Raw genomic sequence first — 21,813 nt, forward strand, 5'->3', positions numbered from 1 at the left:
ATGCCGCTGTCATTCTCGGTTGCTAACGTCCTCGCGCCTCTTTGCCCCGACTGCCAAGGTGACCTTCCCGGTGTACTCAAGCCCGACGCGCCAGACCATCATCCTCAGATCCGCCGACATGTCCTGCGATGACTTCGGCGCTTTGTTTTCCCGCATGTTCGGCAATCGTTATGGCGACACACCGCCACCGCCCAAGGACATCATCATCGGCGGCGTCTACGGCCGACACGACGGGGTCAGTTTCCGGCGCATGCATTACCGGGGTGATTTCACCGTGGCGTTCCCCGAGCCCTACGATGAAATCACCTTCGTGATCCCCACCGCCGGCAAGATCATTTTCAACGACTCGACCGAATCGCTCGGTATGCCGCACATCGGGCTGGCCATCGACAAGGCGGATCTGCGCTCGATGCGCTTCGTCGACAATCATGCCCAGCACGGCATGTCGATCAGCCGCGCCGCGCTCACCGAACGCCTGTCGTCACTGCTGGGCCGACCGATCGTGCACAAGCTGCATTTCGAGCCGAGGGTGGATCTGAACAGCCCGGCGTTTCAGGGCATTCGCGCATTGATCGATCTGGCCACCGGCACCGAGTTCGACCTGCTGTTGAACGCCGGTTCGCTGATGCCGTCGCGCCTGCGGGAAATGCTGGTGGACGCGGTGCTGGAAGCCTGGCCGCACAACTTCAGCGAAGCCTTGCGCCGACCTGAGGCGCAGATCGCACCTCGGCATGTGAAGCAGGCCATCGAATACATTCAGGCGCATCCCGAACAACTGGTCAGCGGGACAGATCTGGCGGGACTGGTCAACGTCAGCCTGCGGGCCTTGCAGGAAGGTTTCCGGCGGTTCGTCGGCACCTCGATTGTCGCGTACCAGCGCCAGGTCAGGCTGGAGCGTGCCTGCGAAGCGCTGAAGCGAGGCCCATCGTCCTCGGTGACCGACGTGGCCCTGCAATACGGATTCAGCAACGTCGGCCGGTTCTGCCAGTATTTTCAGGACGCCTACGGCGTGAGCCCCGCAGAAATGCGAAAAGGACTGCGCTGAGGCAGTCCTTTTTCTTCACCTTCGGTTGATCAGAACTGATAACTGGCCTTGAGCCCGCCGCTGAAACCGTGGCTGTCGCCCCCGCCGCTGGCACCGACTTCGGCGCCCAGGCTCATGGCGCCGAGGTTGGCCATCAGGTTGACGCCGCCGCTGAACTGATCGCGGTTGTCGAACGCCGCGCGTTGTTCGATATCCAGCCCCAGCAGATGGCCTTCGCTGTCGACCTGATGATCACCGAGCACACGCTCGTAGCCGACCCGCACACCCGGCACCAGTTGCCACGCGCCCATCGGCATCGGGGCGAACGAAACGTCGAGATTGGCCACGGCGCTGCGGCGGGTTTGCTGGATGTCGTCGACATCGAGGGCCAGTTCGCTGCCCTTTTCCTGGAAGCCCGACAGGTCCAGACGACTGACGCGCACGCCAAGGCTCGGCTCCAGAACCATATCGTTCATCGGCAGGCGATAACCCAGCGCCAGTGTGGCGCCGCTGAGGTTGCCATGGGTGTCGCCCTTCGCCGAACCGAGGCCGCCGCCGAGATCGCGCTTGCTGTCGTAGTCGACGTAACCTGCGCTGAGGTTGGCATCGGCAAACAGGCCACGTTCCAGACTGGTGAAGCCATAACGGGCACCCAGATTGAGGAAGGTGAAGTCGGTATCAGCCTCGCCGCCCGCTCCGCCGACGGTGCCTTTGCTGTAACCGATCCCGCCCCGTGCGCTGAGTTGCTCGGAGAAGCGCTGGGTAACGCCGACCATCAGGCCCTGACTGTGTTCGTTGCTGCTTTGCGCATGGGCCGAACCGTCGGTACCGAGGTAACCGGCGAGCGCGGTGCTCCACAACCGGTACTGGCCGACCTTGAGGTCGGTGCCGCTGGCGAAAGGCGCGGCGGCTTGCTCGATCATCGCGTTCTGACGCAGCAGGTAACTCGCCGCATCGGCGTGCACCTGACCGCCCACTGTGGACTCGACGCCGCCCAGAGTGCCGGCGTCGATAGCCGATTGCAGGTAGTAGTTGTAGGCGCTGTAGGTGCCCGACAGCTTGCTGTTCTGCAGCTCCTGCAACAGTTGCGCACCGGCGGCGGCGTTGCCGATCAGTCCGGCCTGACCCGGCAGGCTGTTGTACTCGACCATTTTGCCGCGCAGCACGTAAATGGTTTCCTGGGACAGACCGAGTCCCTGCTTGAGGTAGTTGTCCATGCTGCCGTACTGCGCGGTCACCTGATCCAGACCCGCTTGCAGGTAACTCGCTTCCACACCCAGCAGCGGCGCGTAGACCGCGGCCATGCTCGGCGGCATCATCGCCAGCGTCTTGGCCACGCGGGCGGCGGTGTAATCGTTGGTCGCCAGGTAGTTGCTCATGATCGTGGCGTTGTCGACCCCGGCGATGCTTTGCAGCACGGCCGCCGTCCAGCCGGTGCGGTCCTTGCCGGCGGTGCAGTGGAACAGCGCGGCGCCGTCGACGCCGGCCAGTTCGTTGAACAGCACGCCCAACTGACCGCGCATGCCGGCGTCGCTGACGAAGGCGCGGTTGGTCTCCTGCATCATCGCAATCGCATCGGCCGCGCTTTTGAACGAGACCGTGGTGATGCTCGCGCCCGAGGTGGTGGCGCCGATGATGTCGATGTTCTGGTAGGTCGCGCCGCTGATCATGGTGTCCGGCGTGGCCGCGATTTCGCTGGGGGTGCGCAGGTCAAAAACGGCCTTGATCCCCAGACCGTTGAGGGTCGCCAGGTCCGACGCCGTCGGCGTCAGCGCGTTGGAGCGGTAGAACACACCGGCGCGCATCGTGCCGTCATGGGGCGTCGAGTAGGCCGTGGTGATACCGGCGACATCGCGGAAGTTGTCGATGCCCTGCAGGCGCGGGGTATCAAGGTCGGCCGCGTGGGCGGCGGCAATGGACAGACTCAACACGGACAGCGAACACAGAAGACGTGGAAACACGATGCAGCCTCATTGGAAACCGGTTGGGCTGCCCACTATCTACAACCAAATGTGACTGAATATGGCAAAACCCCGAAAAGCGTAAATGGCGGCGCAATCTGTCCGGCGGGCGCGCGTTCTGTCCGTCAGGCAGGCTAAATCCCTGTCGAACTTTGACGTTTTTTTTGCAAGAGGCAGGGTAAAGTGGCCTCTCCGGCCATCCTGGAAGCAGTCAATGAACCTCCAAAGCCCTCAAGACGCCGACGATGAAATCCTCAATCAGGCGGCGCACTGGTGCCTGCGCCTGCAAGACGAAACCTGCACGCCTGACGAACGCCAGGCCTTCCAGCAATGGATTCAGAGCAGTCCGCGCCACGCCTTCGAGTACGCGAAGATGCTTGAGGTCTGGGAGTTGAGCGATCAATTGCCCGACAAGCACGACAAGTCGAAGAAACGCAAAGCCACGACGCTGCCGTGCAGCTTCGAAGAGTTTCAACGCAACCTGGCGCAGCGCAACTAGTGCGCCGCGCCCGGGCCGCTCACTCCAGCGGCCTGCCTGCGGTCTCCCGCACCAACGCCAGCCCCGCCAGGGTCAGGCACAGACACGTCATCACATACAGCGCAGGCGCGTTGTTGTTGCCGGTCAGACCGATCAGCCCGGTGGCGAAAAACTGGGCGAAGCCACCAAACACCGACACACCCAGGCAATAGATGATCGACAGTCCTGACGCGCGAATCTTGCGGGGGAACATCTCCGTCACCAGCACCAGCGTCGGCACGGTAATCAGCACCAGAAACAATGTGGTGACCATTGAAACGCCCAACAGCGTGCCCAGGGTCGGAAAGCGGTTCATCAACATGAACGCCGGATAGATCAGCAACAGCATCGGGATGCAGCCAAGCGCGATAGTGCGGCGACGGCCGATGCGGTCACTCAAACGACCGGCCCAGATCGACAGACTGATCTGCACCAGCGCCCCAAGACACGCAGCCGTGGTGCCCATGGTCATCGGCAGGTGCAGCACGCTGACGGTGTAGTTGGTCATGTAATCGAGCACGATGTAGCTGGATGCCGTGCTGCCGATCACCAGCAGCACGCCGGTCAGCAGGACTTTGCGATAGTCCCGGAAAATCAGGCGCAGGCCGGAGGTGGCGCCATCGCCTGGTGGTTCCTGCTCGGCGGTTTCATCGAGGTGACGACGGATATACAGCCCCACCGGAATCACCAGCATCCCCAGTACGAACGGCAGTCGCCAGCCCCAGCTCTCGAGGGATTCGGCCGACAAGGTCGAACTCAACCCCAGCGCCACCAGCGCGCCGAACATGAAGCTCAAACCCTGGCTGAACAGTTGCCAGCTCCCGTAGAAACCTCGGTTTTTATCGTCGGCGTATTCCATCAGCATTGCCGTGGAGGCCCCCACTTCGCCGCCCATGGCAAACCCTTGAACCAGCCGCGCCAGCACAATCAGCACCGGTGCCGCGAGGCCGATCTGCGTGTAGGTGGGGGCGATGGCAAACAGCAGCGAACCGAGCGCCATCAGCCACAGCGTGAGCATCATCGCCGGTTTGCGCCCGACCCGGTCGGCGTAGGCACCGAGCACGATCCCGCCGATCGGACGCATGCCGAAGCCGACGCCGAACGTGGCCAGTGACAGCAGCAATTGCCCCAGCGTGCTCTCTACCGGGAAAAACTGCCGGCCGATGAGTGTGGCGAAAAAGCTGTAGACGGAAAAATCATAGAACTCGAGGCCGGAGCCAATGGTGATCGCGGCAATCGCCCGCGCACCGATGGGTTTGCGCGTTGCGTTTGCGGCGGTAGCCGCGCTGGAAATGGCAGTGGACATGGGGCGAACTCCTGAAATTGTCGAAGCGGATCAGGCCAAAAAGGCTTCCACCAGTCGCACCCAGTAGCTGGCGCCGGTCGCCAGGCAGTCGTCGTTGAAGTCGTAACCGGGGTTATGCACCATGCAGCCGCCCTCCCCGTCGCCATTGCCGATCAGCAGATAACAGCCGGGGCAGCGTTGCAGCATGACCGCGAAATCTTCGCTGCCGGTCAGCGGTTTCATGTTCGGGATCAGCCCTTCCTCGCCCACCCAATCGATCGCCACCTGCCGCGCAAAAGCGGTCTTGGCTTCATCGTTGAACAGCGCCGGGAAGCGTTGCGCCTCGTCCACATCCACCGTCGCCCGCGCCCCGAAACCGCTGGCCTGGGCCTGGGCGATGCGGGTGATGCGCTCGATCAATTCGTCACGCACCGAAGCCTTGAGCGCACGCACGCTCAACTGCAACTCGGCGTGATCGGGAATCACATTGGCGGCGATCCCGGCGTGAAAGGCACCGACCGTCACCACGGCCGTGTCGAGCGGGTCGACAGTGCGCGAGACGATGCTCTGCAACGCCATGACAATTGCAGATCCCGCCAGCACCGGATCGACCGCTTTGTGCGGCATCGCGCCGTGGCCGCCCACACCGTCGACGCGAATCGTCACGGTGTCGGTGGACGCCATGAACGGGCCTTCGAGGAAACCCAGCTTGCCCACCGGCAACCCCGGCATGTTGTGCATGGCGAACACCGCGTCGCACGGGAACAGCTCGAACAAGCCGTCATCGAGCATGCGTTGCGCGCCGCCGTCACCTTCTTCGGCGGGCTGGAAGATCACCACCAGCGAACCGTCGAAGTTGCGGCTTTCGGCCAGATAACGCGCAGCCGCCAGCAACATCGCCGTGTGCCCGTCATGCCCGCAGGCGTGCATCACGCCTTCGTGGCGGCTGGAATACGGCAGCCCGGTCTGCTCGATGATCGGCAGTGCATCCATATCGGCGCGCAGGCCGATCATCTTGCCGCCGCTGCCTTGGCGCAGCAGGCCGACCACGCCTGTTCCGCCCAGCCCGCGATGCACCTCATAGCCCCACTCGCTCAGCTTGCCCGCCACCAGATCGGCGGTGGCGAACTCTTCGAAGCTCAGTTCCGGGTAAGCGTGAATGTGTTGGCGCAGCGCGATCATTTCTTCTTCGAGCGCACGGATACCGGGCAGTGCAGGCAGATCGGTCATCAGCAGGTTCCTTGTTTTTATGGGGGCGTTTGCGGGTGTTCGACTGATACCCTGCGATCCTAATGACTTGCCGAATGCCGCGGCAGTCGCAAAAAACGGGGGCTGAAAACCGTGGGTTTACACCGTCACAACGGGAGAAAAGGATGAAGCTGCATCAACTGCGGGCGCTGGTGATGATTGCCGACTGCGGCAGCATTCGTGCGGCGGCGCGGCAACTGGGGGTTTCGCAGACCGCCGTGGCCAAGGCCCTGCGCGAACTGGAAGAACACCTGCAATTGCCGCTGCTGGTGCGCAATGCCAGCGGCGTGGTGCTGACCGCTTACGGCCAGTCGCTGCTGCAGCATGCGCGGCAGATGCTGAGTCAGCTCGAACGCGCACAACTGGAGCTGACGCACCTGAGCGATCAAGCCCAGGGCCAGTTGCGCCTGGGCATCTCGCCGTGGATGGGCATGACCCTGTTGCCGGAAGTCGTCACCCTGTTCCGCCAGCGCATGCCGCAGGTACGTCTGGAGATCTTCGAAGGCTTGATGGCCGTGGCCCTGCCAAAACTGCGCGACGGCACCATGGAGTTCGCGGTAGGCCTGGTCTCGTCGCTGCTGCCGCGTCCGGAGTTCGTCAGCGAACCGATCTTTTCCTACCGCATGGCAGTCGTCGCCCGCCACGATCATCCGCTGCGCGGAGCCAACTCCATTCACCAACTGCTCGATCAGGACTGGGTGGTCAACTACCCCGACGCCAGCCACGAAGGCTTGATGACCGAGCTGTTCTGGCAACACGGCGCGCAGATCGACCTGCAACACATCCATCGCGCGCACTCGCCGCAACTGACCCTGTCGCTGATCGAGCAGACCGACATGCTCAGCTACTTTCCCGAGCCGATGCTGACAGTGCCCGGCTACCGCGAACGCGTGGCCCGGCTCGATCTGGCCGAGACCTTCGCCAACGATGTCATCGGCATCGTCACCCCGCGCAACGCCCCGCTGGGCGCGGCGGCGCAGTGTTTTGTCGATTGTCTGCTGCAAGTGATCCGCCGCCGCGCACGCTCGGCGAGGCCGGAGGATGTCGAGTTGTTCGATACGTTGGGGTTGTTGATCTGAGGCTGTTCAAGGTTAAGATTCGGCCCGGTTCGGCTAACAGTTTAAGGATGACCCCGGCATGTCCCCTCTCGACACCTCCCTGCAAGACACCGCCGCCCCCGACGGCGTCTGCTTCGGCTGCGGCAGCAGCAACCCGCACGGTTTGCACATCAAGAGCTTCTGGCACGAGGACGGCGTGCATGTCATGGCCGAGCATGTGCCCGAAGCCAAATACTGCGGCTGGCCGGAGCTGGTCTACGGCGGTTTGATCGCGATGCTGGTGGACTGCCATTCCAACTGGACCGCGATGGCCTACCACTACCGCGCCGAAGGGCGTGAAGCCGAGAGCCTGCCGCGCATCAACTGCGTCACCGGCAACCTCGGCATCAAGTTCATCAAGCCGACGCCCATGGGCGTGCCGCTGACGTTGAAGGCAAAAGTCGAAGGAGAAGTCGGGCGCAAGAGCCGGGTGATCTGTGAGGTGTATGCCGGGGATGTGCTGACGGCGGTGGGTGATTCGGTGTTTGTTCGGGTCGATGCGGGGCAGTTGGCAGCGGCTGCTCATGGCCGGAATGAAGACCAATGAGTACCAAGGCAATAAACATGGCGCTGATTGCCGCCATCAGCCTGATGGTGGTGGGCGGTCTGAATTGGCTGATGAACGAATCCTGGCTGATCGCCACGCAAGCAAGCGGCGAAGATGCGTTCTCGTATCTGATAATCGAGATTTTGCAGGCAGTGGCCATCCACACGCTGGCAGTGGCATTCATCCCGCTGCTGTTGGCGTTCTTTAGAAAGACACTCGCCAGTTATGTCGTGCTGTTACTGATGCTATCGCTCTACATGCTGTTCATCACCGGCATCAATGCAGTCGGTCCGGTCGTGGCCGGTCTGGCGATTGCAGCTTTGGCATATGCCGTGTTCACGAAAACCGCCAACCTGATCCGGTACTTCCGCGTGAAGTGACCCGACTCACGGTTTACCCGGAGCCACTGCCATGCCCGATCGCAAAATCATCATCCCCGAATCCATGAAACCCATCGTCGAACGCGCCGGTTACGCCCCGGCGGTGCTGGTCGGCGATACGCTTTATTGCGCCGGTCAGGTGGGCCGCACGGCTGATCTGACAGTCATCGAAGACCCCGGGCAGCAATTCATCCGTGCCTGGGAAAACCTCGACGAAGTGCTGAAGGCCGGTGGCTGCACCTTCGAGGACGTGGTGGAGATGACCACTTATCACGTCGACATGAGCCAGCACATGCTGGTGTTTCGCGAAGTGAAGAACCGCCTGTTCCCCAAAGGCTTCTGCGCCTGGACCTGCATCGGCGTCAGCGAACTGGCCCATCCGGGGCTGCTGGTGGAAATCAAATGCGTGGCCGTGCGCAGGCGGGCTATACCTGTGTAGTGCTTTTCACCACCATCGCGAGGCGTTGAACCATGGACTTGACCCTCTACTACCATCCGTTGTCGTCCTACTGCCACAAAGCCCTGATTGCCCTGTACGAACACGGCGTCGCCTTCGAGAAACGCCTGATCGACCTGTCCAGCGAAGCCGAACGGGCCGAGTTGCGGGCGCTGTGGCCATTGGTCAAATTCCCGGTGCTGCAGGACCGTGCCCGTCAGCGCAACGTGCCGGAGTCGAGCGTGATCATTGAATACGTGGACCGCTATCACGCTGGAACGGGCCGCTTGATCCCCGACGATTGGGACACCGCGCTGCAGGTTCGACTCTGGGACCGGTTTTTCGACAACTACGTGATGACGCCGATGTCGCAAATCGTCGCAGACCGCATCCACAGCAGAAACGCTGACCTGAGCAGCCAGCGCACCTTGCTGAACACCGCCTACGACATGCTGGAAAACCAGCTGGCGACCCACTCGTGGATCGCCAGCCCGGATTACAGCATGGCCGATTGCTCGGCCAGCCCGGCGCTGTTTTACGCCAGTACGCTGGTGCCGTTTGGCGCCGACCGCCCTCGCCTCAGCGTTTATTTCGAGCGGTTGGTGCAGCGCCCGTCTTTCAGCCAAGTGATCGACGAAGCCAGACCCTGGTTTGACTTCTATCCCTTTGCCGAAGCGCTTCCCCAACGGTTTCGCTGAGGAACGACCTCACGCCGGCTGGTGACTGGTCACGCAGTGAATCCCGCCACCACCGGCCGCGATGGCGTCGATGTTGATTTGCACCACGTCGCGGTTCGGGTAGAGCTGTTTGAGCAGGTCGAAGGCCTTCTTGTCGGCATCCTTGTCGCCAAACTCCGGAGCGATGACCGCGCCGTTGATGACGAAGTAGTTGATGTAACCGGCCGCGAAGTCGTCGTTGTTCTTGTTGAATTTGGTCTTGCGTGGTTTCAGCGGTGGCGACACGGTGTGGATCTGCAACGGGCGACCGTCGGCGTCGGTGGCCTTCTTCAGGATTTCCAGATGCGCCAGCGTGACCTTGTGATCGTAGGATTGCGGGTCGGTGTCGAGGTTGGCGATGACCACGCCCGGCTTGACGAAGCGCGCGTAGAAATCGACGTGGGCATCGGTGATGTCCTTGCCCTTGATGCCCGGCAGCCAGATGATTTTGCGCAATCCGAGGCGTGCTTTCAGTTCCGCCTCGACATCGGCCTTGCTCCAGCCGGGGTTGCGGTTGGCGTTGACCCAGCAGCTTTCGGTCATGATCCCGGTGCCGTGGCCATCGACTTCGATGCCGCCGCCCTCGCCCACCAGTTCGCTGCGGATGTAGGTCGCTTGCGCGTCTTGCGCCACTCGTTGGGCGATTTTCGCGTCTTTGGAGTGCTGTTGCTTGTTGCCCCAGCCGCTGAAATTGAAGTCCACCGCACCGAGGCCACTTTTGTCATCGATGACGAAGTTGGCGCTGATGTCACGCATCCAGATGTCGTCGAGATTGGCGATCTGATAGGTGATGTTGGACGTGCCGCAGATCTCTTCGGCCAGGCTGCGTTCGCCGCTGCGGCAGTAGATGGTCAGTGGCTCGTAACGGGAGATGGCGCGGGCGATCCGGCCCAGCGCTTCCTGGACGTCTTCGGTGAAGTCTTCCCAGATCGCGTCCTGCGCGCCGAAGGCCATGTAGGCGCGTTCGTGTTTGTCGCCCTCGTCGGGCATGAACCAGCGACCTTCGCTGGCCGCCAGCACCCGTGCCGGGGACAGGCCGAGGCCCATGACGGCAGCGCCTACGCCGGCGGCGACTGAAACCTGTTTGATGAACTCGCGACGAGTGGGCATGTGTACGTTCCTGATGTGTAAGGGGCCGCCGAAGCGGCCCGGAAAAATCACTTTGCAGTGGCGGTCTTGAACTTGGTCCAGGTGCGCATGCGGGCACGCATGTCGGCCTGGGGAATATCCTTGCCCGGTATCAGACGAGCATAGGTCGCTTCGTCGAGGTAGATGTCCGGGTTGTTGCGCATCGCCTCATCCACCATTGGCCGGGCCTTGGCGTTGGAGGTCGGGTAACCGGTGAAATTGCTGATCGCTGCCATGTTCTCCGGGCGCATCACGAAGTTGATGAACGCGTAGGCATATTCCGGATGCTTGGCATCGACCGGAATGGCCATGGTGTCCATCCACACCGTGGTGCCTTCACGGGGCACGCGGTACTGGAAGCGGGTCTTCTTGCCGGCGCTGTCCGAGGTGCGCTGGGCCTGGGTCATGTCGCCGCTGTAGCCGAGGGACAGGCACAGGTTGCCGTTGACCAGATCGGTGACCGGTTGCGACTGGAACTTGCGGATATACGGCCGCAGTTTCATCAGCAAATCACTGGCCGCTGCCAGATCCTCGGATTTGGCGCTGCGCGGATCACGGCCCAGATAATTGAGCACCACCGCCAGCACTTCGTCCGGCGAGTCGATCATCGAAATCCCGCAATCGGCGAACTTCGCCGCCAGTTCCGGCTTGAACAGCATGTCGAGGCTGTTGACCGGGGCGTCGGCCATGCGTTGTTTGATCTGCTCGGCGTTGTAGGTCAGGCCGATGGTGCCCCAGGTGTAGGGCACCGTGGCCTTGTTCGAGTGCTCGTAATGGCTGCGCAGTTTCTGCAGGCCCGGTTCGATGTCGTTCATTGCCGTGACTTTCGAAGGATCCAGCGGCAACAGGCTGCCGGCGCGCATCAGGCGTTCGGCCACGGTGTCGCCGGGAAAGATCAGGTCGTAGCCGCTGCCACCGGAAAGCATCTTGGCTTCCAGGGTTTCGCTGCCGTCCATCACGTCGTAGATCACCTTGATCCCGGTTTCGGCGGTGAACCTGGTCAGCGTGTCTTCGGCGAAATAATCCGCCCAGTTGTACAGCCGCAGCGTCTTGTCTTCGGCGTGCACGGCCGGCATCAGACCGGCCAGCGCCAGACCCAGAGCGCCGAGCAACCACTTGTGTGAGGTGTGCATATCAGACTCCTTGAGGATTCCAGCGGGCGTGAAGGTGACGACCGTCCTGACTGAGCAGCGCGCCGTACATTTCCGGGCGACGGTCGCGGTAGATGCCCCAGCTCAGGCGCTCTTCTCGCATGGCCGACAGATCCAGGCTCTGCACCAGAACGCCGGTGCTGGCGCGGTCGGCTTCGGCGAGCATTTTTCCCTTGTGGTTGCAGATGAACGACGAGCCGTAGAAATTCATTTGCAGCGCCGCATCGGTGCCCGCCACTTCGCGGCCAACGCGGTTGGAGGCGATCACCGGCAGCAGGTTGGCAGCCGCGTGGCCACGCATGGTCATCTGCCAGTGGTCCCGCGAGTCCAGATCCGCGCAGCCCGGTTCCGAGCCAATGGCGGTCGGGTACAACAGCACTTCGGCGCCCATCAACGCCAGACAGCGAGCGGTTTCCGGAAACCACTGATCCCAGCAGATGCCCACGCCGAGGCGGCCGAACGCGGTGTCCCAGACTTTGAAACCGGTGTCGCCGGGACTGAAATATTCCTTCTCCTGATAGCCGATGGCATTGGGGATGTGAGTCTTGCGGTACACACCCAGCAAACGCCCGTCGGCATCCGCCACGCTCAGGGAGTTGAAGTAGGCGTTGCCAGCCTTCTCATACCAGCTCAGCGGGAGCACCACGCCGAGTTCACGGGCCAGCGCGGCGAAACGCGACAGCACCTGACTGTCGCGGTACTCCTCGGCCAGCGCCATATGGTGGTGGCTCTGCTCGATGCAGAAATACGGCGTGGCGAACAACTCCTGCAACAGGATCACTTGCGCGCCCTGCGCCGCCGCTTCACGCACCAATTGCTCGGCGCGATCAAGGTTGCTGTTCAGGTCCCAGGTGCACGGCATCTGGGTGGTAGCGACTTTCAACATCGTCATCGATCAACCCTCCACCGGCCAGGCTGGCTGCTGTTGGGTGATGCAATGCACACCGCCACCGCCATGGGCCAGGTGATTGATCTGCACCGGCACCACTTCACGTCCCGGGAACGCCTTGGCCAGGGTTTCTGCCGCCACATGGTCGGCCTCGATGCCGTACGCCGGCATGATGATCGCGCCGTTGGCGATGTAGAAATTGGTGTACGAAGCGCAGAAGACTTCGGCTTCGGTGTCCACCGCATCGGTGGCTTCATACAGCTCGATCAGCTCGAACTTGCGGCCCTGGGCGTCGGTGGCCAGTTCCAGTGCGCGGCGGTTTTCCCGCACGACTTCGGCGTACACCGAGCTGCGATCGTGAGTGGCATCCACCAGCAACACGCCGGGACGGGCGAAAGCGCAGACGCCATCGACGTGGCCGTCGGTCATGTCGCCGGTGACGTAATCCGGATCCCCCGGCAGCCAGATGGTTTTCTTCACGCCGAGCAGACGGCTGAAGATCTCTTCCATTTCATCCTTGCTCACGCCCGGGTTGCGGTTGGGGTTGAGCAGCACCGATTCGGTGGTGATCAGCGTACCCTCGCCGTCCACATGGATCGCGCCGCCCTCGTTGCTCAGCGCCGTACCGAAGCACTCACCGCCCAGGTGATTGAGTACGCGGCGGGCCAGGCTTTCGTCCAGATCGTGGGCCGACTTGCCGCCCCACGCGTTGAAGCGCCAGCTCACCCCGGCCAGACCCTGCTCCGGATGAACGACGAAGCTCGGGCCGGAGTCGCGGCACCAGCTGTCGTTGACCGCCAGCGGTATCAGTTCGATGTTCGGCCCGCACAAAGCTTTGGCGCTGGCGATGGCCGACGGATCGACGACCATTTTCACCGGTTCGAACCGGGCGATGGCATTGGCGACGCGGGCGAAATCTTCCTGTACCAACGGCAAGGTCACGCGCCAGCCCGACTCCCACAGGGCCTTGTTGTGGGGCCAGACCATCCAGGTCGCGGCGTGCGTTACCCACTCTGCCGGCATCATCCAACCGCTGTTGTTGTTTTTGTTCTGCTGCATGGTAAAAAGCCCTTTGAGTTAAGCCATTGTGTTCAATGAAAACAGCCTTGGCGGCGTTGACGTGCATGCTAATGGCGGCCTCAAGACCAAACAAACGATGGATTTAGCGGAAAACTGATTAGAGGAACTTATCGATCATGCTGAAACACTGGCCACCCCTCAGCTCGTTGCGCGGCTTCGAAGCCGCCGCAAGGCTGGGCAGTTTTCACAAGGCTGCCGAGGAACTGAGCCTCACGCAGTCGGCCATCAGCCAGCAGATCCGCAGCCTTGAGGCGTACCTGGAGCAGCCGCTGTTTTTCCGCAGCGGACGCAGCGTCGCCCTGACCGACGCCGGCCACGATCTGCTCAGCACGACTCAGGCGATGCTGCAGCAACTGTCGGTGGGCATCCGGCGGCTGGGGCAGTACCAGAAACCCAATCAACTGGTGCTCAACACCACGCCGGCGTTTGCCCGGCACTGGTTGCTGCCGCGTCTGGGGGATTTCCGCCGTCAGCATCCGAATGTGGACCTGTGGATTTTCAGCACCGATGAAGTGCCGGACATGGCGACCCAGACCATCGATCTGGCGGTGCGCGACGACATCAGTTCTCAGGCTGAATGCAGCTTCAAGGTGCTGCATGCCGACCGGCTCTATCCGGCGTGTCACCCGAACCTGCTGAGCGTGCCGAGCGCACAGCGGACAACGCTGCACGGCGAGCGGGAAATGGACTGGAGTCATTGGGCGGTGGAATCCGGGATCGACGTCGGCCAGCAGGATCAGGGCCTGAACTTCTCAGATCCGGGCCTGTTGCTGGATGCGGCCTGCGGCGGGCTCGGCATCGCGCTGGTCAGCCAGTTGCTCAGCCGCAAGGCCCGGGTCGACGGGCTGTTACAGCCCTTGGTGGACGACACCATTCGCGGCCCGAACTGGGCGCTGCTGACCCACCGCGACAGCGAAAGCGACCCGATGGCCCGCAGTTTCACCGAGTGGTTGCTGGCGAACCTGGGCGATCCATGACCGGTGCGTGACGAGCCATCACCTCGGTGACCCAGTCGATGAACACCCGCAGTTTGCGGCTGATGTGGCGGTTCGGCGGGTACGCGACGTAGAGCGGCATCGGATCCAGGCGCCAATCTTGGAACAGCGGCACCAGATCACCGCACGCCTCGTGTGCTTTGGACATGTATTTGGGCAACCACAACACGCCCAGCCCCGCGAGACCCGCCGACAGGTAGGCATTGCCGTCATCCACCGCCAGCACATGACGGCCCTTGATCTGTAGATCTTCGTGTTCGTTGTGCAGGGCGTAAGGCACGGGTTTGCCGGTGCGCGCCCACAGGAAACCGACCACCCGGTGATGGCTGTCCTCCAGCTCCCGGGGATGCATCGGGATGCCAGCACGGGCCAGATAGCTCGGCGCGGCATAGACGCCCAGTTGCAGATCCGCCACCTTCCGGGCCATCAGCGACTGATCCCGCAGCTCCCCGCCGCGCACCACGCAATCAACGTTTTCATCAATGATGTCGACGATCCGGTCGCTGACGCCCATGTCGATCTGGATCTCCGGATAGCGCGCGCAGAACTCGGGCAGCGCCGGCACCAGAATCAGATTGGCCAACGGGCTCGGTACATCGACCCGCAAGCGGCCCTTGGGCTGGGCCGCCGCGCCGGGAAGGCTGGTCTCGGCATCGTCCATGTCCGCCAGTAACCTGATCACCCGCTCGTAATAGGCCGCGCCGTCCGCCGTAGCGTTGACCTTGCGCGTGGTGCGGTTGAGCAACTTGACCCGCAGGCGCGCCTCCAGTTGCTGTACCAGATGGGTCACGGTGGTCTTGCTCATGTGCAGGGTCTCGGCGGCCTTGGTGAAACTGCCCGCCTCCACCACCCGGGCGAAGGCCTGCATCGCGTCGAAACGGTCCATATCCAACCTCTAATGGCGGCTCGATTGTTTGGCTATCCCAAACAGTGAACGCCAAGGTTGCGCGTTTATCGGGCCGATGCAAGTCCCTAGAGTTTCTCCATCGCAGGTTTTCAACCCATTGAAGGAGACACCCCATGACCCATGCCCAGCCAAAACGCGATGTGGTTTTTCCGCCCGGACGCCATGCCCTCTACGAGCGCAATCGCTATTCGCCGGCCGTTCGATCCAACGGTTTTCTGTTTGTCTCCGGGCAAGTCGGCAGCCTTGAGGACGGCTCGCCCGAGCCGGATCTGAAACAACAGGTGCGCCGGGCCTTCACCAACCTCAACGCGATTCTTGGCGCGGCCGGCGGCAGTTTCGATGACGTGGTGGACGTGACCGTGTTCATGGTCGACCCGCAATCGACCTTCGAAACCATCTGGGAAGTGGTGCCCGAGTTCTGGGGTGAGGCGCCGCACCCGACCATTACGGCGGTCGGCGTGACGTGGCTGTATGGCTTTCAGTTCGAGATCAAGGTGATTGCCAGGGTGCCGGAATGACCTGACATCGCGTCGATTTGCAGCACGGGCCGCCAGTCTTCAGACTGTCGGCCCGCATTCCATTTGCGATCCATCGCCATGCCCGACACCTTGCTCAAGCCCAGTCTCCCCGGCATCGCCCTGCGCCGCTGGCGCGTGCTGCACCGCGTCAAACAGAGCCATGCCGCCGAGTTGTTCAAGGTTACCCAGTCGACGATTTCCCGCTGGGAAAGCGGTGTGCAGGCGATGGACACGGACGCGCATCGGCAACTCGAAACGTTGCTCGCGGCGCGACTCGACAGCGCCGCCGATCAGGCCCTCGCACGACTGGTGACAGAAAGCGCACGGCCGGTTCATCTCGTCTGCGACCTGACCCATCGCCTGTTGGCCTGCTCCCCGGCCCGCGCCGCGCAGTTCGCCAGCCCGCTGAGCGATCTGCTGGGGCAATCGCTGTGGCGTTTTGCGACGGCGGAAATCCAGCACAAGGAATCCTTGCTGGATGACACCGGCTGGCGGGAAGTCCAGGCGCCGCCGGCTCTGGAATTCGTCACCGGCCACAATGACTCAACCCTTGTCCCCATCCGCGAAAGCCTGTGCCGCTGGACGCGGATCGCACTTTCGGACGGCACCGCCGCACGGCTGGTGGAAACGCTGTAGGCCACCCGCCGCATATTTTATGCGTGGACGATGATCGAGGCCGGGCCTAGGCTTTGAGCCCTGCTCTCCTTACTCCGGCCACCGTATGAACCTCGAAAAGATCAAGGGACGCCTCGACTTCCTGCGCGAAGCAGAACGGCTCAAGGACGTCCTCAGAAGCGCGCACACTTCCTCCGGGCGCAGCGAAAGCACCGCCGAACACAGCTGGCGCCTGTGCCTGATGGCGATCGTGTTCGCCGACGACCTCGCCGGGCTCGATGTGCTGAAAGTCCTGAAAATGTGCGTCATCCACGACCTCGGCGAGGCCATCAACGGAGACATTCCGGCGGTGGTTCAAGCCGGTTTTCCCGACAAGGGCGAACAGGAACGCAACGACTTGCTCCTTCTCACCCGATCTCTGGACGACGCCCTGAGAAACGAAATCCTCGCGCTCTGGGACGACTACGAAAACGCCGGCTCCCCCGAAGCCAAAGCCGTAAAGGCGCTGGACAAGCTGGAAACACTTTTACAACACACTCAAGGACAGAATCCGCCAGACTTCGACTATGGCTTCAACCTGGCCTACGGCAAGCAATACACCAACGCCGATCCGCTGTTCGAAACCCTTCGAACCCTGATCGACCGGGATACCCGAGAACGCATGAATACAAACATCACCGTCCGCAACGAACGCCCCGAAGACATCGACGCCATCGCCCGAATCACCGAGGCCGCGTTCCAGCACGAAGAACACTCCAGCCACACCGAACAATTCATCGTCAACGCCTTGCGCCACGCCGGTCAGCTCAGCGTTTCGCTGGTGGCAGTGGAAAATGACTCGGTGGTCGGCCATGTGGCCATTTCACCCGTGACGATTTCCTCCGGCGCTCAAGGCTGGTATGGCCTGGGCCCGATCTCCGTGTGCCCGACCCGCCAGCAGCAAGGCATCGGTTCCGCGCTGATGAAAGCCTCGCTGGCGGAGTTGCAGCGCATCGGCGGCGTTGGCTGCGTGGTGCTTGGCGATCCAGGCTACTACGGGCGTTTTGGCTTCAAGGCCCATGCGGGTCTGGAGTTGCCGGGGATTCCGGCGGAGTATTTTCAGGCGTTGGCGTTTGGTGGGGAGTTGCCAATCGGTGTCGTCAGCTACCACAAGGCCTTTGACGCCACCGAGTAACCGTTCTCTGTCGTTCAAAGCGGCAGCGAACGATCCTGAATCACCCGTTTCATCACCAGCGTAGAAGTCAGTCGCTGGACATTGGGCAAGGTCGACAAGCGCTCGTCATAGAGCTGCTGAAAGGCCGGCAGATCCCGCGCGACGATATGCAGCAAGTAGTCGGGCTCACCGAACAGTCGTTGCGCTTCGACGATTTGCGGGATCTGCGTCACTGCGTCTTCAAACGCCTCCACCGCCTGGCGATTGCCCTCGCGCAGCGTCACAAACACCATCGCCGAAAAATTCAGACCCAGCGCGCCCGGCGCCAGCTGCGCACGATAGCCGATGATCACCCCGCTCTCTTCGAGCGCCCGAACCCGACGATGGCAAGGAGACAGGCTGAGCCCGACCCGATCAGCCAGTTCTGTGATCGACAGACGACCGTCGGCTTGCAGCTCGGCAAGAATCTTCTGATCAATTCTGTCCATTAACGCTTTTCTCCCACATCACACTGCCAATACTGGAACATTTGGGAAAAGATTCTAGCCCGATTCCAATATTCTTTTTCGTGAACGTTGCACGCCAAAAGCCCACTGTTTACGAGATAAAAGATGTCCCTGAGTCTGTTCGCCGCCTTCTGGGCGGTTTCGTTTCTGTTCGTGATCACCCCCGGTGCAGACTGGGCATACGCCATTTCGGCGGGGCTGGTTGGCCGTGTCGTGCTGCCCGCCGTGGCGGGATTACTGATCGGGCATTTGCTTGCAACGCTGGTAGTGGCGGCCGGAGTCGGAGGGCTGGTGGCGAGCAATCCCCTCGCCCTCTCGATACTGACGATCGCCGGCAGCCTTTATCTGCTGTGGCTGGGCATCAACATGTTGCGCAATCCTTCCACGCCCGAAGCGGCAGAGAATCAGACGTCGGGTTCCTGGTCACGCTGGACGATCAAGGGTGCCTGCGTCAGCGGCCTCAATCCCAAGGTCTTTCTTTTGTTCCTGGCCCTGCTGCCGCAATTTACAGACCCGACAGCGGCATGGCCGGTGCCGATACAGATCATGGCGCTGGGGCTTTTACACGCTTTCAGCTGTGGGGTGATTTACCTGTTGGTCGGATTCGGCTCGCGTTCTGTTCTACAGGCACGTCCCGTGGCTGCGCGATTCGTCAGTCGCCTTTCTGGCGCAATCATGGTGTTGATCGCAGCGTTTCTGCTGGCAGAACAGATACCCACCTGAAAATGACGCTCACAAAAGGCACAACCATGAGTGACACAACCTCGTCCTATGGCAACAACCAGAACCCGCACTCACGCGTTCGCATTCCTCATCTTCAGCAAATGAAGGTGCTCGGCCAGAAATGGGCGATGCTCACGGCCTACGACATGTACGCCGCGAGCATCTTCGAAGAGGCCGGAATTCCCGTTTTGCTGGTGGGTGACTCGGCCTCCAACAACGTCTTCGGCCATGAATCGACATTGCCTGTGACGGTTGATGAGTTGCTCCCTCTGGTGCGTGCCGTCAGCCGGACGACGCGCAGACCTCTGGTGATCGCCGACCTCCCGTTCGGCTCGTATCAGGCTACGCCGGAGCAATGTTTCCATACCGCCGTACGCTTCATGAAGGAAGGAGGTGCACATGCCGTCAAGATCGAAGGTGACATGGAGATACTGCCCCAAGTCGCGCTACTTGCGCGCTCCGGAATACCTGTCATGGCGCACATCGGATTCACACCGCAAGCTGAACATCAACTCGGCGGCTATCGTGTTCAGGGACGGGGGCAGGAGGCACATCGGCTGATCGAGAGTGCTCGTGCCTTTGAAGCCGCAGGCGCCTTTGCATTGCTGATTGAAATGGTGCCCGACGAAGTCGCGGCGCAAATCACCGCCGCTGTTTCCATCCCCACCGTTGGCATCGGCGCTGGCGTGGGCTGCGATGCTCAAGTGTTGGTATGGCAGGACATGGCGGGGTTGAGGACCGGACACCTGCCCAGATTCGTCAAGCAATACGCCGACCTTCGCGGTGTGCTGCTCGGCGCGGCCCGCGACTTCGCCGACGATGTGCAAACGGGGAAGTTTCCGGGGCCCGAGCATGCATTTCCTCTTGATCGTGCACAGGAAAAAAACCATCGATGAAAAGCTTCAGACAACGCGCGGCCGACGGTCTGAAAATCGGCGACCGCTTCACCCTCTCCCGCTGCTTCTCGGTCGAAGACATCCTGCGTTTTGCGCAGATTTCCCGCGACTATAATCCCGTGCATTTCGACCAGCGCTTTGCCGAAGCACATCACTTCAAAGCGCCCGTCTCGCACGGATTGCTGACGGCCAGCCTGGTTACTGAAATTGGTGGTCAGATCGGCTGGCTGGCAGCGTCGATGACTTTTAATTTCAAGCGACCAGTTTATCCGGGAGACACCGTGACATGCGTTTGGCTGATCACTGAATTAGATAGCAAAGGACGGGCGACGGCAGTCGTCACCTTGACCAACGAGGATGGTGTCGTCGTTCTGGAGGGCGAAACCCGAGGGGTGGCTCCAAGTGCAGACCAGCGAGAGCTACTGAAGCGTTTGCTGATTGCAGGAGATAGCGGCGATGCTGCTCGTGCGCCAAAGCAGTAATTTCAATCGCCGCTGACGTGATGACTGTTCACACTTCGTGTCCTATGGCATCACCAATGCGCTCTTGATGCCGGGTTGGCGATCAATAACTCTGTTAGCACGTTGTTTTGCACTGACAGAAAAGAGCCAACGCCATGCCCAGCCCCAGAACCCTGTACCAGAAACACATCGACAGTCACACGGTCTGCACCCTCGACGATCAGGGCCATGTGCTGCTTTACATCGACCGCCAGGTCGCCAACGAATACACCAGTCCGCAAGCCTTCAGCGGATTGCGCGACGCCGGACGCAAGGTCTGGCGCCCGGCGGCCACGCTGGCGGTGGTCGATCATGTGAACCCCACTGCCCCGACCCGCATCGCGACCATGCCGGACGCCGGAGGTGCGCGGCAGGTGTCGTATTTCGAAGAGAACTGCCGCGACTTCGGCATCGAGCTGTTCGATGTACTGGACAAGCGCCAGGGCATCGAACACGTCGTGGCGCCGGAACAGGGTTTCATTCTGCCGGGCATGGTGGTGGCGGCCGGTGACAGCCACACCACCACTTACGGCGCGTTGGGCGCTTTCGGTTTCGGCATTGGCACCTCGGAAATCGAGCACCTGCTGGCGACGCAGACCCTGGTCTACAAACGCCTGAAAACCATGCGGGTGACGGTGAACGGTGAGCTTGGTGCGGGTGTCACGTCGAAAGACATCATCATGGCGCTGATCGGGCAGATCGGTGCTTCAGGGGCCACCGGTTATGCCATCGAATTCACCGGCCCGGCGATCAGCGATCTCAGCGTCGAAGCACGCATGACCATCTGCAACATGGCCGTGGAGGCCGGTGCCCGTGGGGCGTTCATGGCACCGGACGACAAGGTCTTCGCCTATCTGCAACTCAAGCCGCGTGCGCCGAAAGGCGAAATCTGGGAACTGGCGGTCGAGCGCTGGAAAGGCCTGCACAGCGACCATGGCGCGGTGTTCGACAGTGAAGTCAGCCTGGATGTCTCGGCTCTGGAACCGATGGTCACCTGGGGCACCAGCCCAGATCAGGCCGCTCCGGTCGGCGGTCGTGTGCCGGATCCGGCCAGCCAGCCCGATCCGATTCTGCGTCAGGGTTTGCAACGCGCCCTCGATTACATGGGTCTGACACCCGGCACGCCGCTGAGCGAAGTGGTCATCAGCCACGCCTTCATCGGCTCCTGCACCAATGCGCGGATCGAAGACTTGCGTGACGTTGCCCGTGTGGTGCGGGGCCGACATGTGGCGCCCCACGTGCGGGCGATGATCGTGCCCGGCTCGACGCTGGTGCGCGATCAGGCGGAAGACGAAGGGCTGGCGCAGATCTTTCGCGACGCCGGTTTCGAATGGCGGCAGTCTGGCTGCTCGATGTGCCTGGCGATGAACGACGACGTCCTTGCGCCGGGTGATCGCTGCGCCTCCAGCACCAATCGCAACTTCGAAGGTCGTCAGGGCGCCGGTGCGCGCACCCACCTGATGAGTCCGGCGATGGTCGCCGCAGCCGCCATCACCGGACATTTGACTGACGTTCGCGCCTTCGCGCCGGGAGTTTGAGCC

At 61.9% G+C, this 21,813-nt stretch carries 24 protein-coding genes and 1 pseudogene; 16 read left to right on the top strand and 9 right to left on the bottom strand.

Annotated features, from left to right (window positions below; all coding sequences use genetic code 11):
- Positions 1–70 precede the first annotated feature (70 nt).
- Positions 71–1,045: a helix-turn-helix transcriptional regulator gene (locus M5B44_RS27515; protein WP_119429100.1), complete on the top strand. Its 975-nt coding sequence runs from the start codon at positions 71–73 to the stop codon at positions 1,043–1,045.
- Between the two features lie 29 nt (positions 1,046–1,074).
- On the opposite strand, the gene M5B44_RS27520 is transcribed toward M5B44_RS27515, so the two are convergent.
- A complete protein-coding gene (locus M5B44_RS27520) occupies positions 1,075–2,985 on the bottom strand; it encodes a tyrosine-protein phosphatase (protein ID WP_248741172.1) in 1,911 nt (636 codons plus the stop codon).
- A gap of 214 nt (positions 2,986–3,199) precedes the next feature.
- On the opposite strand from M5B44_RS27520, the gene M5B44_RS27525 reads away from it, so the two are divergent.
- Positions 3,200–3,484, top strand: coding sequence for a FecR/PupR family sigma factor regulator (locus M5B44_RS27525; protein WP_248741173.1), 285 nt, complete (start codon positions 3,200–3,202; stop codon positions 3,482–3,484).
- 19 nt (positions 3,485–3,503) lie between these two features.
- Here M5B44_RS27525 and M5B44_RS27530 read toward each other — a convergent pair whose 3' ends face one another.
- Together M5B44_RS27530 and M5B44_RS27535 are read right to left on the bottom strand one after the other, a co-directional pair.
- Complete coding sequence (locus M5B44_RS27530) at positions 3,504–4,808, bottom strand: MFS transporter (RefSeq protein ID WP_248741174.1); 1,305 nt, start codon at positions 4,806–4,808, stop codon at positions 3,504–3,506.
- Between the two features lie 30 nt (positions 4,809–4,838).
- Positions 4,839–6,017, bottom strand: a complete 1,179-nt coding sequence (locus tag M5B44_RS27535) for a M20 aminoacylase family protein (protein WP_248741175.1) — start codon at positions 6,015–6,017, stop codon at positions 4,839–4,841.
- Between the two features lie 143 nt (positions 6,018–6,160).
- Here M5B44_RS27535 and M5B44_RS27540 point away from each other — a divergent pair, with 143 nt between their 5' ends.
- Genes M5B44_RS27540 through M5B44_RS27560 form a run of 5 tightly spaced genes read left to right on the top strand, consistent with a single transcriptional unit; the run spans position 6,161 to position 9,193 of the window.
- Positions 6,161–7,114, top strand: coding sequence for a LysR family transcriptional regulator (locus tag M5B44_RS27540; RefSeq protein ID WP_248741176.1), 954 nt, complete (start codon positions 6,161–6,163; stop codon positions 7,112–7,114).
- Between the two features lie 58 nt (positions 7,115–7,172).
- Positions 7,173–7,679, top strand: a complete 507-nt coding sequence (locus M5B44_RS27545) for a PaaI family thioesterase (RefSeq protein ID WP_248741177.1) — start codon at positions 7,173–7,175, stop codon at positions 7,677–7,679.
- Positions 7,676–8,059, top strand: a complete 384-nt coding sequence (locus M5B44_RS27550; protein WP_248741178.1) for a hypothetical protein — start codon at positions 7,676–7,678, stop codon at positions 8,057–8,059. The genes M5B44_RS27545 and M5B44_RS27550 overlap by 4 nt, the downstream gene beginning before the upstream one ends.
- A gap of 31 nt (positions 8,060–8,090) precedes the next feature.
- Positions 8,091–8,498, top strand: a complete 408-nt coding sequence (locus M5B44_RS27555; protein ID WP_248741179.1) for a RidA family protein — start codon at positions 8,091–8,093, stop codon at positions 8,496–8,498.
- 32 nt (positions 8,499–8,530) lie between these two features.
- On the top strand, positions 8,531–9,193 hold the full coding sequence (locus tag M5B44_RS27560) for a glutathione S-transferase family protein (RefSeq protein ID WP_248741180.1): 663 nt from the start codon (positions 8,531–8,533) through the stop codon (positions 9,191–9,193).
- A gap of 9 nt (positions 9,194–9,202) precedes the next feature.
- Here M5B44_RS27560 and M5B44_RS27565 read toward each other — a convergent pair whose 3' ends face one another.
- The 4 genes from M5B44_RS27565 to M5B44_RS27580 are packed head-to-tail and all read right to left on the bottom strand — an operon-like array spanning position 9,203 to position 13,438.
- Entirely contained in the window at positions 9,203–10,321 is a 1,119-nt protein-coding gene (locus M5B44_RS27565; protein ID WP_248741181.1) for an agmatine/peptidylarginine deiminase, read from the bottom strand.
- 47 nt (positions 10,322–10,368) lie between these two features.
- Entirely contained in the window at positions 10,369–11,472 is a 1,104-nt protein-coding gene (locus tag M5B44_RS27570; protein WP_248741182.1) for an extracellular solute-binding protein, read from the bottom strand.
- A 1-nt stretch (position 11,473) separates the two neighbouring features.
- On the bottom strand, positions 11,474–12,382 hold the full coding sequence (gene aguB, locus M5B44_RS27575) for an N-carbamoylputrescine amidase (protein WP_134826579.1): 909 nt from the start codon (positions 12,380–12,382) through the stop codon (positions 11,474–11,476).
- Between the two features lie 3 nt (positions 12,383–12,385).
- The gene (locus M5B44_RS27580; RefSeq protein ID WP_248741183.1) at positions 12,386–13,438 is read right to left on the bottom strand and encodes an agmatine/peptidylarginine deiminase; all 1,053 of its coding nucleotides are present in this window, start codon (positions 13,436–13,438) and stop codon (positions 12,386–12,388) included.
- A 137-nt stretch (positions 13,439–13,575) separates the two neighbouring features.
- Between M5B44_RS27580 and M5B44_RS27585 the strand changes: the two genes are divergently transcribed.
- Positions 13,576–14,436 (top strand): LysR substrate-binding domain-containing protein, encoded by an 861-nt coding sequence (locus tag M5B44_RS27585; protein WP_248741184.1) that lies wholly within the window; start codon positions 13,576–13,578, stop codon positions 14,434–14,436.
- Here M5B44_RS27585 and M5B44_RS27590 read toward each other — a convergent pair.
- A complete protein-coding gene (locus M5B44_RS27590) occupies positions 14,399–15,340 on the bottom strand; it encodes a LysR family transcriptional regulator (RefSeq protein WP_248741185.1) in 942 nt (313 codons plus the stop codon). The two genes, M5B44_RS27585 and M5B44_RS27590, sit on opposite strands and share 38 nt — an antisense overlap.
- 134 nt (positions 15,341–15,474) lie before the next feature.
- Between M5B44_RS27590 and M5B44_RS27595 the strand changes: the two genes are divergently transcribed.
- The 4 genes and pseudogenes from M5B44_RS27595 to M5B44_RS27610 all read left to right on the top strand — a co-directional run bounded on the left by M5B44_RS27595 (position 15,475) and on the right by M5B44_RS27610 (position 17,668).
- Positions 15,475–15,879, top strand: a complete 405-nt coding sequence (locus tag M5B44_RS27595) for a RidA family protein (protein WP_192553396.1) — start codon at positions 15,475–15,477, stop codon at positions 15,877–15,879.
- 78 nt (positions 15,880–15,957) lie between these two features.
- The gene (locus M5B44_RS27600; protein ID WP_248741186.1) at positions 15,958–16,515 is read left to right on the top strand and encodes a helix-turn-helix transcriptional regulator; all 558 of its coding nucleotides are present in this window, start codon (positions 15,958–15,960) and stop codon (positions 16,513–16,515) included.
- An 85-nt stretch (positions 16,516–16,600) separates the two neighbouring features.
- A pseudogene (locus tag M5B44_RS27605) lies at positions 16,601–17,158 on the top strand (HD domain-containing protein); the annotation flags it as partial.
- Positions 17,156–17,668 carry a GNAT family N-acetyltransferase gene (locus tag M5B44_RS27610; RefSeq protein WP_248741213.1) on the top strand — a complete coding sequence of 171 codons (513 nt, stop codon included), beginning with the start codon at positions 17,156–17,158 and terminating at the stop codon, positions 17,666–17,668. The pseudogene M5B44_RS27605 and the gene M5B44_RS27610, both read left to right, overlap by 3 nt.
- Positions 17,669–17,682: 14 nt before the next feature.
- Here the strand turns inward: M5B44_RS27610 and M5B44_RS27615 are convergent, their stop codons facing one another.
- Entirely contained in the window at positions 17,683–18,135 is a 453-nt protein-coding gene (locus M5B44_RS27615; protein WP_134826572.1) for an Lrp/AsnC family transcriptional regulator, read from the bottom strand.
- A 123-nt stretch (positions 18,136–18,258) separates the two neighbouring features.
- Between M5B44_RS27615 and M5B44_RS27620 the strand changes: the two genes are divergently transcribed.
- The 4 genes from M5B44_RS27620 (at position 18,259) to leuC (ending at position 21,810) form a co-directional block, all read left to right on the top strand.
- The gene (locus M5B44_RS27620; protein ID WP_134826571.1) at positions 18,259–18,876 is read left to right on the top strand and encodes a LysE family translocator; all 618 of its coding nucleotides are present in this window, start codon (positions 18,259–18,261) and stop codon (positions 18,874–18,876) included.
- A 26-nt stretch (positions 18,877–18,902) separates the two neighbouring features.
- Complete coding sequence (panB, locus tag M5B44_RS27625; RefSeq protein WP_248741187.1) at positions 18,903–19,772, top strand: 3-methyl-2-oxobutanoate hydroxymethyltransferase; 870 nt, start codon at positions 18,903–18,905, stop codon at positions 19,770–19,772.
- Positions 19,769–20,254 (top strand): MaoC family dehydratase, encoded by a 486-nt coding sequence (locus M5B44_RS27630; protein WP_248741188.1) that lies wholly within the window; start codon positions 19,769–19,771, stop codon positions 20,252–20,254. The genes panB and M5B44_RS27630 overlap by 4 nt, the downstream gene beginning before the upstream one ends.
- 134 nt (positions 20,255–20,388) lie before the next feature.
- Entirely contained in the window at positions 20,389–21,810 is a 1,422-nt protein-coding gene (gene leuC / locus M5B44_RS27635; RefSeq protein ID WP_248741189.1) for a 3-isopropylmalate dehydratase large subunit, read from the top strand.
- Positions 21,811–21,813: the final 3 nt, after the last annotated feature.

The sequence above is a fragment of the Pseudomonas sp. MWU12-2029 genome, from assembly GCF_023242425.1.
In the GTDB taxonomy this organism is placed as follows: Bacteria; Pseudomonadota; Gammaproteobacteria; order Pseudomonadales; family Pseudomonadaceae; genus Aquipseudomonas; species Aquipseudomonas kribbensis.

Bases quoted from the DNA above. Each gene is read 5' to 3' on its own strand.
- M5B44_RS27560 (WP_248741180.1), top strand. From the start codon at position 8,531: ATGGACTTGACCCTCTACTACCATCCGTTGTCGTCCTACTGCCACAAA.
- M5B44_RS27535 (WP_248741175.1), bottom strand. From the start codon at position 6,017: ATGACCGATCTGCCTGCACTGCCCGGTATCCGTGCGCTCGAAGAAGAA.
- M5B44_RS27610 (WP_248741213.1), top strand. From the start codon at position 17,156: ATGAATACAAACATCACCGTCCGCAACGAACGCCCCGAAGACATCGAC.
- M5B44_RS27615 (WP_134826572.1), bottom strand. From the start codon at position 18,135: ATGGACAGAATTGATCAGAAGATTCTTGCCGAGCTGCAAGCCGACGGT.
- M5B44_RS27525 (WP_248741173.1), top strand. From the start codon at position 3,200: ATGAACCTCCAAAGCCCTCAAGACGCCGACGATGAAATCCTCAATCAG.
- M5B44_RS27530 (WP_248741174.1), bottom strand. From the start codon at position 4,808: ATGTCCACTGCCATTTCCAGCGCGGCTACCGCCGCAAACGCAACGCGC.
- panB (WP_248741187.1), top strand. From the start codon at position 18,903: ATGAGTGACACAACCTCGTCCTATGGCAACAACCAGAACCCGCACTCA.
- M5B44_RS27600 (WP_248741186.1), top strand. From the start codon at position 15,958: ATGCCCGACACCTTGCTCAAGCCCAGTCTCCCCGGCATCGCCCTGCGC.
- M5B44_RS27630 (WP_248741188.1), top strand. From the start codon at position 19,769: ATGAAAAGCTTCAGACAACGCGCGGCCGACGGTCTGAAAATCGGCGAC.
- M5B44_RS27550 (WP_248741178.1), top strand. From the start codon at position 7,676: ATGAGTACCAAGGCAATAAACATGGCGCTGATTGCCGCCATCAGCCTG.
- M5B44_RS27590 (WP_248741185.1), bottom strand. From the start codon at position 15,340: ATGGACCGTTTCGACGCGATGCAGGCCTTCGCCCGGGTGGTGGAGGCG.
- aguB (WP_134826579.1), bottom strand. From the start codon at position 12,382: ATGACGATGTTGAAAGTCGCTACCACCCAGATGCCGTGCACCTGGGAC.
- M5B44_RS27555 (WP_248741179.1), top strand. From the start codon at position 8,091: ATGCCCGATCGCAAAATCATCATCCCCGAATCCATGAAACCCATCGTC.
- leuC (WP_248741189.1), top strand. From the start codon at position 20,389: ATGCCCAGCCCCAGAACCCTGTACCAGAAACACATCGACAGTCACACG.
- M5B44_RS27570 (WP_248741182.1), bottom strand. From the start codon at position 11,472: ATGCACACCTCACACAAGTGGTTGCTCGGCGCTCTGGGTCTGGCGCTG.
- M5B44_RS27580 (WP_248741183.1), bottom strand. From the start codon at position 13,438: ATGCAGCAGAACAAAAACAACAACAGCGGTTGGATGATGCCGGCAGAG.
- M5B44_RS27540 (WP_248741176.1), top strand. From the start codon at position 6,161: ATGAAGCTGCATCAACTGCGGGCGCTGGTGATGATTGCCGACTGCGGC.
- M5B44_RS27620 (WP_134826571.1), top strand. From the start codon at position 18,259: ATGTCCCTGAGTCTGTTCGCCGCCTTCTGGGCGGTTTCGTTTCTGTTC.
- M5B44_RS27545 (WP_248741177.1), top strand. From the start codon at position 7,173: ATGTCCCCTCTCGACACCTCCCTGCAAGACACCGCCGCCCCCGACGGC.
- M5B44_RS27565 (WP_248741181.1), bottom strand. From the start codon at position 10,321: ATGCCCACTCGTCGCGAGTTCATCAAACAGGTTTCAGTCGCCGCCGGC.
- M5B44_RS27595 (WP_192553396.1), top strand. From the start codon at position 15,475: ATGACCCATGCCCAGCCAAAACGCGATGTGGTTTTTCCGCCCGGACGC.
- M5B44_RS27585 (WP_248741184.1), top strand. From the start codon at position 13,576: ATGCTGAAACACTGGCCACCCCTCAGCTCGTTGCGCGGCTTCGAAGCC.